Raw genomic sequence first — 14,130 nt, 5'->3', positions numbered from 1 at the left:
TTTATCAGCGTATCCTGTGCTGTTTCTTACACATTGACAAACTTAAACGTTAGCCGGGCAGAATAACATTAATCCGTCAGGTTACTGAAGAAAATTACGGCTGGGACACCTGTCGGGCCGTACTTTAATCGATAAAAATCTTGATTGATTTATCGACATCCAGTAATATGCGCCGCTCTTAAAAACCAAGCGAATATCGCTTGTACTGAATTTAGCTACGTATGGTGTTCAGCTTCGGGCTGGATAGCGATACGGCCTTTATATGAGGTAATCCAATGAAACAAGATATCCATCCAAAATACGAAGCAATTACAGCAAACTGTTCTTGCGGTAACGTTATCACTGTTCGTTCAACACTGGGCAAAGACATCAACCTGGACGTATGTTCAGCTTGTCACCCTTTCTACACTGGTAAGCAACGTAACGTTGACACCGGTGGTCGTGTTGATCGCTTCAAGAAGCGTTTCGGTGCACTGGGCAAGAAATAAGCTCATTAAGTTTCAGAGAAAAGCGCCTTTGTGGCGCTTTTTTTGTGCCTGAACATTGTGTTTTTTGAACACTTTCCACAACTATCAATACACTGGATAAATGCCATTCACAAAACAGATAAATATAGAAAATATCGAGTATAGCTTGCTGTATTTGGCGGTAACTCATCGGACACGTTATTTTAAAGGCGTGTAACCGAAATTGTTTGTATACGCTTATGATTTCACTGTGTTAAAGTTTGCCATAAATAATAATTATAATAACTAGCGACTGACGGTCACCTTTATAAAGGTGCGACAACAAGCATTACAGGATATTTAAAGAATGTCAGATTTTCGCCAACGTGCCCTCGACTATCATGCCTACCCTACGCCGGGCAAAATTCGCGTAGAACTGTCTAAACCCGCAGACAGCGTTGATGATTTAGCACTGGCTTACAGCCCTGGCGTGGCAGAGCCTTGTCGCGAAATCGCTGAAGATCCCAACGCTGCTTACAAGTATACCGGTAAAGGTAACATGGTTGCTGTAATCAGCAACGGCACCGCCATTCTGGGATTAGGGAACTTAGGTCCTCTGGCCTCCAAGCCGGTAATGGAAGGTAAAGCACTGCTGTTTAAACGCTTTGCCGGTTTGGATGCGATTGATATTGAAGTAAAACACCGCACTACCGAAGAATTTATCAACACGGTTGCCAATATTGCCGACACCTTTGGCGGGATTAACCTGGAAGATATCAAAGCACCTGAGTGCTTCGAAATAGAACAGGAACTGATCAAACGCTGCAAAATTCCGGTATTCCACGATGATCAGCACGGCACGGCTATCGTCACTGCCGCAGGTATGCTCAACGCGCTTGAAATACAGGGAAAATCCATAGAAGACGCGAAAATCGTGTGCCTTGGTGCGGGTGCGGCAGCGGTTGCCTGTATGGAATTGCTCATTAAGTGTGGCGCTCAGCGTGAGCGTATCTATATGCTCGACAGAAAAGGCGTGATCCACACGCGTCGCGATGATTTAACCGAGCACAAAATGTTGTTTGCCAACAATACCGACAAGCGCACGCTGGAAGATGTAATGGATGGTGCTGACATTTTTGTAGGTGTATCAGGTCCGGATTTACTGCCACCGGAAGCCCTGGCGCTGATGGCGCCAAACCCGATTGTGTTTGCCTGTTCAAACCCGGATCCGGAAATCAAACCGGAAGTTGCCTTGGCTACCCGTTCTGACATCATTATGGCAACCGGCCGCTCTGACTATCCAAATCAGGTTAATAACGTACTGTGCTTCCCATTTATTTTCCGCGGTGCACTGGATGTGCGTGCGTCAGCCATTAACGATGCAATGAAAGTGGCCGCAGTTGAAGCGTTGCGAGCAATTTCAAAAGAGCCGGTACCAGAATCGGTATTGAAAGCCAGTAAGTCGGCGTCTTTAAGCTTTGGAAAAGACTACATTATTCCCAAGCCAATGGATCCGCGTTTGTGCTCGCGTATTGCGAGAGCCGTTGCACAAGCTGCAATTGATTCGGGCGTGGCGCGTTTAGATGTGATCCCGGATTACGCGTAAACCGTTAATCATGTTTATAACGCTATAAACAAAGAACGCCTCTACAGAGGCGTTCTTTGTTCTTGTATTACGACATCATGCCAAGGACTACTCTTCTTCACCTTCCTCGGCGTCTGGATCTAATCCCATCTCCAACATAATTCGGCGAGCTTCGCCAGGAATGCGGTTAGGGTTGTCTTTACGGAGATCTTCATCATCAGGTAATGGCTGACCAGTGAAGGCATGCAGAAACGCTTCGCATAACAATTCCGAATTCGTTGCATGGCGAAGGTTATTAATCTGGCGTCGGGTCCGTTCATCCGTTAGCACTTTCAGTACATTGATGGGAATCGAAACAGTGACTTTTTTAACCTGCTCACTCTTTTTACCGTGTTCTGCGTACGGGTGAATGTACTTTCCGTCCCACTTTGCCATTCTTAATTCCAGCTATTGATTATTTATTATGTTGAGAAATTCTAAACAAACCACAGAAAAGGTCAATTGAGCAGTGTAAACCGCTTGACGTCCAGACATATATTCTTTAGTTTAGACGTCTAAACGTCCAGTTGAGAAAATACATCATGGTGTCATACGCACAAGGGGTCGATGCCCTAAACCAATCGCTGTCGGAACTACGTGACATAGACGTGTCATTTGAATTTTTTCCGCCTAAAACAGAGTCGATGGAAAAGACACTATGGAAATCAGTTGAGCGTCTGGCGCCTCTGAAACCTTCTTACATGTCGGTTACCTATGGCGCAAACAGTGGCGAGCGTGACCGTACCCATGACATCGTTAAACGCATTCAGCAGCAAACGGGTGTAACCGCAGCCCCACACTTAACGTGTGTTGATGCCACTAAAGACGAACTCAAGCAAATCGCAAAAGATTACTGGGACTCAGGTATTCGCCGCATAGTTGCACTGCGTGGAGACTTACCGCCAGGCGTCGATAAAACCGATATGTATGCATCTGATCTGGTTGCATTGTTAAAAGACGTTGCGGATTTTGACATTTCGGTAGCTGCTTACCCGGAGAAGCACCCTGAAGCACCCAATGCACAATTTGATTTGCTGAACCTGAAGCGCAAAGCAGAGGCAGGCGCTACAGAGGCCATTACTCAGTTTTTCTTTGATGCCAGCGTGTATCTGCGATTCCGTGACCGCGCAGCTGCAGCTGGCATTGATTTGGATATCGTGCCAGGCATTCTGCCAGTAACTAACTACCAAACGCTGGTGAAATTTGCGGGCTTTACCAACGTGCATGTGCCAGGCTATTTGCACAAAATGTTTGATGGTTTGGACGATGACGATCAAACCACCCGCAATCTGTTAGGTGCCAATATTGCCATGGACATGGTAAAAGTGTTGGCCAAAGAAGGCGTAAAGCACTTCCACTTCTATACCCTTAATCGCAGCGAATTAAGCTACGCGATTTGCCATATGTTAGGCGTGCGCGCTAACAACAACTGAGTGCAATTAACACAAATCATTTGATGAACCGCACGGACGCGGTAGACTAGGCTTTTACGCATAGGCAAGGAATTGTTGTGGAAAAGCCTGACTGGCAAGCGCTTTGGGAAACCTGGTCCACCAAACTGATTAATTTTGGTTCGGTATTTATTACCCGGTGTCGAACCGACAACATCGCCATTTCTGCGGGCCATCTGGCCTACGTCACCCTGTTATCGCTTGTGCCCTTTATTATGGTGTTCTTTACCATTTTGTCGGCATTCCCGGCCTTCGACCAGGTACGCAATAAACTGGAACAGTTCATTTTCAGCAATTTTGTTCCCACAGCCAGCGATGTGGTACACCGTTACATTGGTGACTTCGTTAGCAACGCATCACAGATGGGAGCAGTGGGAATTCTATCGTTGTTGATTGTGGCGTTATTGCTTATTTCCAACATTGATAAAACATTGAATCGCATATGGCGTACGCAAAGTGAGCGCCCACTAATCTATACCTTTGCAATCTATTGGATGGTGATCACGTTGGGGCCACTGCTGATGGGAGCCAGTGTACTAATGACTTCCTATCTGACCGGGCTGGCTGAATTTGCGGAAGAATATACGCCAGGACTCGGCACTTTTATGTTGGAGTTGGTACCCAGTTTTACTGCGCTTGCTGCCTTCATTATTTTGTACACGCTGGTACCTAATCGCCGGGTGCCAACAAAACACGCCTTAGGCGGCGCAATGTTGGCTACGTTATTGTTTGAACTGAGTAAAAAAGGCTTCGCATTTTACGTTACCAGTTTTCCCTCGTATCAGGTTATCTACGGTGCATTGGCAGCATTGCCTATTTTATTCCTGTGGATTTACCTGTCATGGATGGTTGTATTACTTGGTGCGGAATTTACCTGTTCACTGGCAGACGCCTCAGAGACAGACAAAGGCACCACGGAAGAGCCCCGGGATTTACCGGTAAACTAGCTCTGCCACTCCACAGCAAAAAGGTCAGCAAACTGCTGACCTTTTTCTTTTCAACGGAAAAACAAGTTAGCTAACTAACCATCTCTAACCAGCCATCTCAGCAATAAATGCATTAGACTGGGAAATCGCGGCCTGCATGTCTTTCAATAAGCTTTTCACGTTTTTCTCAATAGTCCCCAGTTCACCCTGTAACGCCCCTACTGCACTGGCATTCAGGTTATGTTTTAAAAACAACACGTTATCCTGCAGCGTTGCCAGCACCGGCTGCATGCTGCTTTCAACGCGACGCATTGCGCGTATCATCTTGTTGTACTTCAAACGGGTTTCAGAGAGCTTTTGCTGACTGCTACGCTTTAAACTGGCATTTGAATATTGTTCCAGTTCGGTTTCCCATTCATCGAACAGTGCTTCTGCCACACTTTCAATTTTATCGATACGCTGGGTAACATCATCAGCCGCTTGCTTACTCGCTTCGTATTTATCGTTCAGGGTATTGTAAGCTTCTTCCAGCTCGCCACCATTAAACTGAAGCAAAGCAGAAAACTCTTCAAGCGCTGAGGTAAACTGTTGCTCAGCCTCCTGCTGGGAATCCCTGGCATCCTCAACCCGGTCTACCAGTATGTCGCGTTTTTCTACGCCTACTTTTTCCCAGGCTGCGTAATAAGCACTCTGACAAGCAGTAAGACCGGCGGTCAACGCTACCGTGAGTACAACAGGTATTATGCTTCGCATGAGATTACCTTTTTAAACATTACTCGCTTCTAAATTTTGCGGCGTCAATAATTGACCACAGGTGAAAGATTGCACCCACTACCCACATAAAGATAAGAATAATGGTAGCAGACAGCGCATAACTTACCGCACAGATAAGAAAGAACATCAATGCAGACATAATTCGTCCCTGCACCAATTGCCCTAAGCCAGGGATAAAGAAACTACAAATTGCGGCTAATACATTTCCGCCAGAACCTTGACCTGCCATAAAAAACATCCTTAATACAAATACAATTTACTCCGTAAACTAAATCAATTAGGGTTAAGTTACAACGATATTCAAAACTTGATTTGTAAGAGAACTTAACCGTGCCCACCACTCGCTATCATCACGGCCATTTAGATGTAGGCAACAATCACCGCATATATTATGAGTGTTCCGGGAATCCCGAAGGCATTCCGGTTCTCATGATTCACGGCGGCCCGGGCGCAGGTTTGGCTCCGGATTACATGCAATTATTTCCCCTGGATGCTTACCATGTAATTGGATTTGAGCAGCGTGGATGCGGCCGCTCAACCCCACATCTGTTACTTGAACACAATACCACCCAGCATCTGTTATCCGATATTCGCCAACTCAGAACACACCTTGGCATTGATAAGTGGCTGCTATTTGGTGGCAGTTGGGGCAGTACACTTGCGTTGCTGGCTGCGCTGGAGGAACCGGAAACCGTTTCCGGCCTTATACTCAGGGGGATATTTCTGGCACGGCAAGAAGATTTCAATTGGTTTCTGGACCCAAAGGGTGGCGCCGCACAAATATATCCTGATTTGTACCCTGCATTTGTTGAAGATTGTCCTGACGCACAAAATGTACAAGATATTATCGGGCATTATACAGAGATGTTTACTGATTTAGCCTCTGACCAGGCACAACGCTCCGCAGCAAAATGGTACTCCTGGGAAGAAAGCATTGCTCGGGTGTATACCAATGCCGGTTACCCCACTTCATTACCCGTTCATCCAACCGTGATGTCACTTGCAGTACTTGAATGGCACTATATCGCACAGCAGTGCTTCATTGCCGAGAACGAGATTATTAGCAAAGCGAGCATGCTTGCGCGTATTCCGGGAATCATTATTCACGGGCGATGTGATACGATTTGCAAACCAGAAAACGCAACCACATTGCATGAACACTGGCCGCTGAGCCAATTGCATATGATACCCGGTGCGGGACACAGCAGTACTGAACCGGCAATTAAACTGGCGCTAAAAAACGCCATTGAGCATTTCAAACAGTTATTGCAGCAAAAGTTATGATTGGATTAGTTCAACGCGTTAGTGAAGCCAGTGTTACCGTAGAAGCAAATGTGATTGGCCAAATTGGTAAAGGCATACTGTTGTTACTGGGTGTAGAAAAAGATGATGGCCAGGCTCAAATCGACAAACTGGTCAAAAAAATCAGTCAGTATCGTCTGTTCAGTGATGAACAGGGAAAGATGAACCTCAATATCCAGCAAACTGGTGGTGCCATACTGGTTGTCTCGCAGTTCACGTTGGTGGCAGACACGCAAAAAGGCAATCGGCCCGGCTTTTCCCGAGGCGCGTCGCCAGCAATCGGCCAGCAATTGTACCTGCAATTCGTAGATGCGCTAAAAGCCACCGGCATTCCGGTGCAGACAGGTGAATTCGGTGCAGACATGAAAGTCCACCTGATAAACGATGGTCCGGTTACCTTTCACTTTCAGGTGTAGAAGTTTCGCCGCTTTCGAAGAATGCTACTTGCTGTTCGGCAAGGCTTACGATTTAATGTGAGGCCCTGTGTTCAACTCGAGACCGGTTACCTGTGTTTAAGATTGCTACACCCAAAAGCGACGAAGAATTAGCCGCGTATTACCATTTCCGGTGGCAGTATCTGCGTCAGCCCTGGAATTTCCCGCCCGGTTCAGAAAAAGATGAGTACGAACAGGTGAGTGAGCACCGTGTAGTGCTGAATAACAAAGGCGACATAGTGGCGTGTGGACGCGTGCACCTGAATACCGCTGAAGAGGCTCAGATCCGTCATATTGCTGTACATAGTGACTATCAGCGCAAAGGACTGGGTCAGTTAATTCTGAATGCCCTGGAAGCCGTTGCCAGAGAATTAGGGGCAATCAGAGCCGTAACCAACAGCCGAGAAATCTCCATTGAGTTCTTTAAGGCCTGCGGCTTTAAAATTGAACGTGAAGCACCCAATGAGCTTGGCTTGTTAAAACGCCAGCAAATGGTTAAAAAGCTCGATGATTTTTCGTTGCTGGTGCTGCATCCGGACTGGTGCCAGGAGCTGCAGGATACCTGGTCAGAAACCATTCCAATTACCGAACATATGGGCATAAAACTGCACCAGTTTACCGGTAAAACACTGGAAACCCGTGCATCACTCAACAAAAACATCAACATACACGGCACCATGTTTGCCGGCAGCATATTCTCTTTAGCCACACTCACTGGCTGGGGTATGATCTTTTTGCAGTTAAAAGAACGCGGCTTAACCGGTGATATTGTGCTGGGCGATGGCAACATTCACTATCACAAACCGATTACCATGAAGCCGCGGGCAGTCTGTAATCTGGAACGATTAAAAGGCAAGTTTACCACACTGGAAAAAGGCAAGAAGTGCAAGCTGGAACTGGAAGTACAGGTATTAGACGATACCACGCCGGTTGCTGAATTCCATGGTATTTACTGGATACTCCCATCCGCACAGAAAGTCTGAATAAGGCAAAAAAAACGCCTCAGAATCGAGGCGTTTTTTGTCATGCTTAACTGGCTCAGGCTGCCATTGCGGCCTGCAGTTTTTTCATTGCGTTCTTTTCAATTTGACGAACGCGCTCTGCAGAGACCTGATATTTATCTGCCAAATCTTGCAGGGTAGTTTTGTCGTCGGCTAGCCAACGAGTCTCAATGATTTCCTGACTGCGCTCATCCAGTGTTTTTATGGCTGAGTACAAACGCTTAGTTGCATTTGAATCCCAGTCATTGCTTATTACGCTGGTTTCTACATCAGTAGACTTGTCTTCCAGATACTGAACTGGCGCGAAGCTTCCACTTTCTTCATCGTCGGCAGACAAATCAAATGCCTGATCCTGCGAGCTCATGCGGGCTTCCATTTGCAGCACTTCTTTGGTGCTTACACCTAATTCGTCTGCAACGGTTTTTACTTCTTCATGAGTGAACCAGCCAAGACGTTTCTTTGATTTGCGCAGGTTGAAGAACAACTTGCGCTGCGCCTTGGTAGTAGCCACTTTCACGATGCGCCAGTTTTTCAGCACAAACTCGTGGATCTCCGCTTTGATCCAATGTACCGCAAACGATACCAAGCGCACGCCTACAGAAGGGTCAAAACGTTTAACCGCCTTCATCAATCCGATATTACCTTCCTGAATCAGGTCAGCCTGAGGAAGGCCATAACCGGAATAAGACTTGGCAATGTGCACAACAAAACGCAGATGAGACATAACGAGCTTACGTGCAGCGTCGATATCTTCGTCTTCACGCAAGCGTAACGCGAGTTCGCGCTCTTCTTCCGCAGTTAGCATGTCAATTGTACTGACGGCCTGAATATAGCCTTCAATGCTACCGCTATGAGGAACGGACAACGCCATTGTTTGCAACTTATTGCTCATAATCACCTCAAAAAATCCCTAGCACACCAATATAACAAACAAGTTAATTATGTGCGACGCCAAGACGATAACTCACCGACTTCGCAAACCCTGAATATAGGGTCATTACTTCTATTATTCAAGACCGTTTTTATGAAAAAAAGTTCCAATCCCAGTCTATTTTTGAATAGCAATTAAATGTCATACAGGTATATTACGGTTCAGTGAATAACAAACGATCAACAATAACAAGTTGTTTGCGCTTAACTGCTGTATTTCGAGGTTTGAATGTTTGCGTATATTGCAAGGCAACCCATCGTCGACACCAATAAACAGCTCTATGCCTATGAGCTGCTCTTCAGAGACGGGGAACAAAATTGTTTCCCAAACATATCGCCTGATGAAGCGACGTCACGAATTCTTACGGAAAGCCATTTGAATGTGGGCATTGACGAAGTAACCGGTGGTGCAATTGCTTTCATTAACTTCCATACTGATACCCTGCTTCACCGCTTTCCAACCAGTCTGACGCCAGCCGATGTGGTGATTGAAATCACAGAAACCGTAGAAGTGTCAGATAATTTGGCCATCGCCTGTAAGCAATTTGCTGAGCAAGGTTATGCACTGGCGCTGGACGATTACGACCTCGACGAAAAATGGCTCTCGTTGCTGCCTTATATCAGCATTGTTAAGTTCGATATTACAACCGTAACCGACGACCAGATTCGCAATACCATTCCCTTCTTAAAAGAGAAAGGCATAAAACTGGTAGCGGAGCGCATCGAAACCGCTCAACAGTTCAAGTATTACCTTGACCTTGGTTTTGACTACTTTCAGGGGTATTTTTTCGCCAAGCCGCAAATCCTGAAACACCGCAAGCTTGGGTCTAATGAACTCAATTTGCTGGAATTGCTACAGGAAAGCACCAGACCCGAATTAGACATCAACAAGATTAATCAGATCCTGGAACGGGATGTATCCTTGTCGTATCTTTTGCTGCGATTTATTAATAATCCTACGGTAAACAAACGCAACGAAATCACTTCGCTTAAACACGCCATGACATTTATGGGGCAGGAAGAAGTACGCAAATTTATTGCGCTTCTCACACTGGCGAATATGTCAGGGGATAAGCCAGGCGAATTACTCACCATGAGTCTGGTAAGAGCAAAATTCTGCGAGTCCATACTGATTGCATTAAAACAATGTGATGAGCGCAATGCCGGATTCCTAACAGGGTTGTTGTCGTTGATTGATACACTGATGCAACAGGACATGCGTACATTAGTAGATAAACTGCCATTACCCGAAGAGGCAAAAGCGGCGCTATGCGGCAACAAAAACACCCTGAAAGACTGCCTTCATTTGGTAAAAGCATTTGAAATGGGACAATGGAGCGCCGTGAAGACACTCGGCTCTCGCCTGAAACTCAAACAGGTTGAATTACACCAGTACTACACAGAGGCATTGCAATGGGCCGCTGACATCTGTAAAGGCACGATAAAGTAGTAGTTGACGTTCATGCGAAAAAGGCAATATAAATTGATCATTATCTAACAAAAGATGGATCAAACTTTAACCATCGGTTAAAGTTTACATTAGGTCTCTATGCGCTGAGCCCGTTGTACCAGAAGGATTATCCAGAGTCATGTTCGCCTTTATTGCACGCCAACCTATCTTAGATCGCGACAAGGAAGTATTTGGTTACGAACTCCTGTTTCGCGATGGAAAATCTGGCGCTTATCCTTCACACGATGCAGACAAAGCCCGGTATATTGCCGAACACTTTCACACGTTGGGGCTGGATGATATTTGCGGGGATAAAACGTCATTTATCAACTTTCAGAGTGAAACCCTGATATCCGGATTGCCCACTGCATTAAACCCCGACACCGTAGTCATTGAGCTGTCAGACTATCCCATGCAGCAAACTGCATTGGTGGATGCCTGTAAACACGTAAAACAACTCGGCTTTAAACTGGCCATTGATGACCCGGCTATGATTAGCGGTCAGCACTCTATTTTTCCACTTATCGATATATTGAAAGTGGATGTTACCAAAGCCAACTACGAAATTATCGAGAAGAACATTCCCCGTTTTCTGGCCTCACATATTCAATTAGTCGCTGAAAATGTAGATAACCATGATGATTTTGTGGTGTGCCGTGAACTCGGGTTTGATTTTTTCCAGGGCTATTTTTTTGCCACACCGGAAAAACGTATTCAGCGCCAGTTACCCGCATCCAAGTTGAATCTGGTTGATTTAATGGGCGAAAGCTCAAGTTCGCAGTTTAATCTGGATCGCATAAACCAAATCGTTGAACGCGATGCAGCGTTGTCGTTCCTGCTGTTGAAATTTATCAACAACCCGACAATTAATAAGCGCTACAAGATCACATCGCTTCGCCATGCACTCAATTATATGGGTGAAGTGGAAATCAAAAAATTCATTGCGTTGTTGTCACTTGCCAATTTAGGTGACGACAAACCCCTGGAACTACTTCACATGTCGCTGGTAAGGGCGAAGTTCTTTGACTTACTGGCTCACGAGCGCGGTTTAAACTCAGATCCACCTATTGGCTTTTTGATTGGCTTGTTCTCATTACTCGATGCCCTGCTGGATCAGGATATGCCGGATGTATTGCGCCAGCTTCCCCTTACTGATGAAGTAAACGACGCGCTATTGGGTAAATCTGCAGAGTTCAATCATTACAAAAAGCTGGTTCGCGCCTTTGAAAGCGCACTGTGGATGAATGTGATCAGAGAATCCCGGGAATTGAATATCGATCAAAAATACCTGCACAGTTTATACAATCAGGCGATTGTGTGGGGAAATGGTATTCGCAAAACCTTGTCGGCGTATTTCCCTAAGAAAATCGTTACTGACAAGTAACGCCTTATTACATCAATTCTCGGAATTCTGGGCGTTTTTCCGGGCTGTGGCGCTTAACATGTGCTATCAGCGCCGGAAACAAGGCAAGAAAAGCGGCTTCAAATGCCGCATAATTCGCTTTAACTTCAACAATACTGCCGTAGAACTGATGGCGAAACCGGATCCTGCTGGCGGTGCGATCCAGTACAGCCTCAAGCTGTAATATGTAATCATACCCCGCCAGCCATTTATGATTAAGCATGCTACCCACCATGCGTTGCATTGGCGGCGGCATGTGTTCATGGCGTTCCGCAAGTCCTGTGTAAACCCGCTGGGAGAATGAGGCCAGGGATTCTGCTGAAAAGGTATTCCAATGACGCAACAAGAAGTGGTCGAAGCAAATATCCAGCATAATGCCGGCAAACCGCCGCCGGACAGGACTAACTAATTGCCTGGCAAGGATTACAGACTGATGTGCGTCGGTGAATTTATCCACCAATATATGATTTGCTAAACCTGCCTGAACCGCAACATCATATTGTTCAACGTTAACACCACGCCGGAAATCCCCTAAGAGATTACCAAAATAGGAATCAGGATGAGGTTGCGCCAGAAAAAGATGCGCCAGGTAATTCATAGAATACCAGGTAGATGCCAACAGCAGGTAATGATTGCCCCTGCTGTATATACGTAAAGGAAGGCACTATTGCGGCTCAATTTCCCGCACATGTCGCTGCACAGAAATCAACGATCCCACCAGGCCAAGTAACACCGATAACACCAGCATAGTTACCAGTGCGCTACCGGTTAAACCGGTAATACGAAAGCTCTTATCGTACAGGGCAGCAAATGCCTGAATACTGCTATCCATCCACCATAAAATCAGGATCACCGCCATCCAGGCAATTACGCCCCCTAACAACCCGTACCAAAAACCGGTATACAAAAACGGGCGATGGATAAAGCTATCGGTGGCTCCCACCAGCTTCATCACCAGGATTTCATCGCGTTTATTCAATATATTCAAACGGATAGTGTTACCCACAATCAACACAACCGCAATGAACAACAGCACACCTATAATGGTGACCAGTTCAGTGGCGATGTTCAGAAACCGGTATAGCCTTTCCAGCCATTCGATGTCGAGTTTACCAATATCCACTTCTCGTTGTTGCTGCAGTTTTTCAAGCAGCAACCGGGCTGAAGTAGGCGCAATGTGCTTTTCATTCGGGGTAACCAGCACCACATCAGGCAAGGGATTTGACTCCAGATATTTCACCGCATCCCCCAGTCCAGATAGCTGCTGAAACTCGGCCAGCGCATCATCGGCGGGTATATACACAACTCTGTCTATCTCTGACCAGGTTTGTAACCGTGTAATAAGTTGTTGTGCACTGCCTGCAGAAGTGCCGGATTTCAGGAACAGGGATATTTCTGCGGCCTGTTCCCAACCCGCACTGATTTTCTCGGTATTTTTAACCAGGATATACAGGGTACTTGGCAAGGTTATACTCAGTCCTAACACGCCAATGGTCATAAGCGATGCCGCAGGTTGACGCCATAGCTCACCCAGGCTCCCCAGGGCCTGTCTGACGTGATTAACGAAGAACATCACTGTACGCTGCAGGATATTTACTTTGCGCTCACTGGCACCCTGACTGCGGCCCTTAAAAAGAATACTCATAACATAGCCTCGTCTTCCGTTAAGCCATCGGTAATCATTTTGCCGTTTTTCAGGGTGAGCGTGCGATATTTCATACGGGCAATCAGGCCCAAATCGTGGGTTGCAATTAATACAGAGACCCCCGCCTGATTAAAGTCTTCAAACAAGCGTACAATTTCCATCGACAATTTAGGGTCAAGGTTACCTGTTGGCTCATCGGCTAAAAGCAATGGTGGCTTGTTTACTACTGCCCGGGCAATACCCACCCGTTGTTGTTCACCACCCGACAGGGTAATAGGTAAATTGCGCGCTTTACTACTCAACCCTACCATTTCCAGTGCAGCGTCCACGCGTTTACTGATCTCTTTGTGGGAATAGCCTTCAATCACCAGTGGCAGGGCGACGTTGTCGAACACTGTTTTTTCCATCAGCAACTGATGGCTTTGGAAAATCATGCCTATATCACGGCGGATGTAGGCAATCTGACGGCGCTTAATCACATTCAAATCATGACCATTAATCAGTACGCGCCCAACCGTGGGGCGTTCCATAATACTTATAAGTTTAAGCAGTGTGCTCTTCCCTGCGCCGGAATGACCGGTCAAAAATGCCATTTCGCCTTGTGCAATATGAAAATCCACTTTTGACAGTGCCCGCTGGCCACCGGGATAAGTTTTGCTTACCTGCTCAAATCTGATCATCGTTGATCCTGACTACTGATTATTGTTGTTATTGTGCTTACTCGCCTTTTTCCGCCTCAGCAAAG

Annotated in this window: 16 protein-coding genes; 9 read left to right on the top strand and 7 right to left on the bottom strand. The window is 46.2% G+C overall.

The window, feature by feature from the left end:
• Positions 1–275: 275 nt before the first annotated feature.
• Together rpmE and ACLR2L_RS06810 are read left to right on the top strand one after the other, a co-directional pair.
• Positions 276–488 (top strand): 50S ribosomal protein L31, encoded by a 213-nt coding sequence (gene rpmE / locus ACLR2L_RS06815; protein ID WP_140958601.1) that lies wholly within the window; start codon positions 276–278, stop codon positions 486–488.
• A 325-nt stretch (positions 489–813) separates the two neighbouring features.
• Positions 814–2,052 carry a malic enzyme-like NAD(P)-binding protein gene (locus ACLR2L_RS06810; protein ID WP_140958602.1) on the top strand — a complete coding sequence of 413 codons (1,239 nt, stop codon included), beginning with the start codon at positions 814–816 and terminating at the stop codon, positions 2,050–2,052.
• An 87-nt stretch (positions 2,053–2,139) separates the two neighbouring features.
• On the opposite strand, the gene metJ is transcribed toward ACLR2L_RS06810, so the two are convergent.
• Positions 2,140–2,466: a met regulon transcriptional regulator MetJ gene (gene metJ / locus ACLR2L_RS06805; protein ID WP_140958603.1), complete on the bottom strand. Its 327-nt coding sequence runs from the start codon at positions 2,464–2,466 to the stop codon at positions 2,140–2,142.
• 146 nt (positions 2,467–2,612) lie between these two features.
• On the opposite strand from metJ, the gene metF reads away from it, so the two are divergent.
• Positions 2,613–3,503, top strand: a complete 891-nt coding sequence (metF, locus tag ACLR2L_RS06800; RefSeq protein ID WP_140958604.1) for a methylenetetrahydrofolate reductase — start codon at positions 2,613–2,615, stop codon at positions 3,501–3,503.
• Positions 3,504–3,580: 77 nt separating this feature from the next.
• Positions 3,581–4,468 (top strand): virulence factor BrkB family protein, encoded by an 888-nt coding sequence (locus ACLR2L_RS06795; RefSeq protein WP_413366804.1) that lies wholly within the window; start codon positions 3,581–3,583, stop codon positions 4,466–4,468.
• 84 nt (positions 4,469–4,552) lie between these two features.
• Here ACLR2L_RS06795 and ACLR2L_RS06790 read toward each other — a convergent pair whose 3' ends face one another.
• Together ACLR2L_RS06790 and ACLR2L_RS06785 are read right to left on the bottom strand one after the other, a co-directional pair.
• On the bottom strand, positions 4,553–5,200 hold the full coding sequence (locus ACLR2L_RS06790) for a DUF2959 domain-containing protein (RefSeq protein WP_413366802.1): 648 nt from the start codon (positions 5,198–5,200) through the stop codon (positions 4,553–4,555).
• 19 nt (positions 5,201–5,219) lie between these two features.
• Entirely contained in the window at positions 5,220–5,450 is a 231-nt protein-coding gene (locus tag ACLR2L_RS06785; RefSeq protein WP_140958607.1) for a hypothetical protein, read from the bottom strand.
• 101 nt (positions 5,451–5,551) lie between these two features.
• On the opposite strand from ACLR2L_RS06785, the gene pip reads away from it, so the two are divergent.
• From pip to ACLR2L_RS06770, 3 genes are all read left to right on the top strand, one after another.
• The gene (gene pip / locus ACLR2L_RS06780; protein WP_413366800.1) at positions 5,552–6,505 is read left to right on the top strand and encodes a prolyl aminopeptidase; all 954 of its coding nucleotides are present in this window, start codon (positions 5,552–5,554) and stop codon (positions 6,503–6,505) included.
• Positions 6,502–6,939: a D-aminoacyl-tRNA deacylase gene (gene dtd / locus ACLR2L_RS06775; protein WP_413366797.1), complete on the top strand. Its 438-nt coding sequence runs from the start codon at positions 6,502–6,504 to the stop codon at positions 6,937–6,939. Before pip ends, dtd begins: the two co-directional genes overlap by 4 nt.
• Positions 6,940–7,031: 92 nt before the next feature.
• A complete protein-coding gene (locus ACLR2L_RS06770) occupies positions 7,032–7,940 on the top strand; it encodes a YiiD C-terminal domain-containing protein (protein ID WP_413366795.1) in 909 nt (302 codons plus the stop codon).
• Positions 7,941–7,995: 55 nt separating this feature from the next.
• Here the strand turns inward: ACLR2L_RS06770 and rpoH are convergent, their stop codons facing one another.
• On the bottom strand, positions 7,996–8,850 hold the full coding sequence (gene rpoH / locus ACLR2L_RS06765; RefSeq protein ID WP_413366793.1) for an RNA polymerase sigma factor RpoH: 855 nt from the start codon (positions 8,848–8,850) through the stop codon (positions 7,996–7,998).
• Between the two features lie 267 nt (positions 8,851–9,117).
• On the opposite strand from rpoH, the gene ACLR2L_RS06760 reads away from it, so the two are divergent.
• A complete protein-coding gene (locus ACLR2L_RS06760; RefSeq protein ID WP_413366790.1) occupies positions 9,118–10,338 on the top strand; it encodes an EAL and HDOD domain-containing protein in 1,221 nt (406 codons plus the stop codon).
• Positions 10,339–10,477: 139 nt separating this feature from the next.
• Positions 10,478–11,722: an EAL and HDOD domain-containing protein gene (locus ACLR2L_RS06755; protein ID WP_140958613.1), complete on the top strand. Its 1,245-nt coding sequence runs from the start codon at positions 10,478–10,480 to the stop codon at positions 11,720–11,722.
• A gap of 7 nt (positions 11,723–11,729) precedes the next feature.
• Here ACLR2L_RS06755 and ACLR2L_RS06750 read toward each other — a convergent pair whose 3' ends face one another.
• From ACLR2L_RS06750 to ftsE, 3 genes are all read right to left on the bottom strand, one after another.
• The gene (locus tag ACLR2L_RS06750) at positions 11,730–12,338 is read right to left on the bottom strand and encodes an ACP phosphodiesterase (RefSeq protein WP_413366787.1); all 609 of its coding nucleotides are present in this window, start codon (positions 12,336–12,338) and stop codon (positions 11,730–11,732) included.
• 66 nt (positions 12,339–12,404) lie between these two features.
• On the bottom strand, positions 12,405–13,385 hold the full coding sequence (gene ftsX / locus ACLR2L_RS06745; RefSeq protein WP_140958615.1) for a permease-like cell division protein FtsX: 981 nt from the start codon (positions 13,383–13,385) through the stop codon (positions 12,405–12,407).
• Complete coding sequence (ftsE, locus tag ACLR2L_RS06740; RefSeq protein ID WP_140958616.1) at positions 13,382–14,065, bottom strand: cell division ATP-binding protein FtsE; 684 nt, start codon at positions 14,063–14,065, stop codon at positions 13,382–13,384. The genes ftsX and ftsE overlap by 4 nt, the downstream gene beginning before the upstream one ends.
• Between the last annotated feature and the right edge of the window lie 65 nt (positions 14,066–14,130).

The sequence above is a fragment of the Alteromonas sp. AMM-1 genome (assembly GCF_047290655.1).
Lineage (GTDB): Bacteria > Pseudomonadota > Gammaproteobacteria > Enterobacterales > Alteromonadaceae > Alteromonas > Alteromonas mangrovi.
Note: the sequence above shows the minus strand (reverse complement) of the source record. Positions and strands in the feature narration are given on the sequence as shown.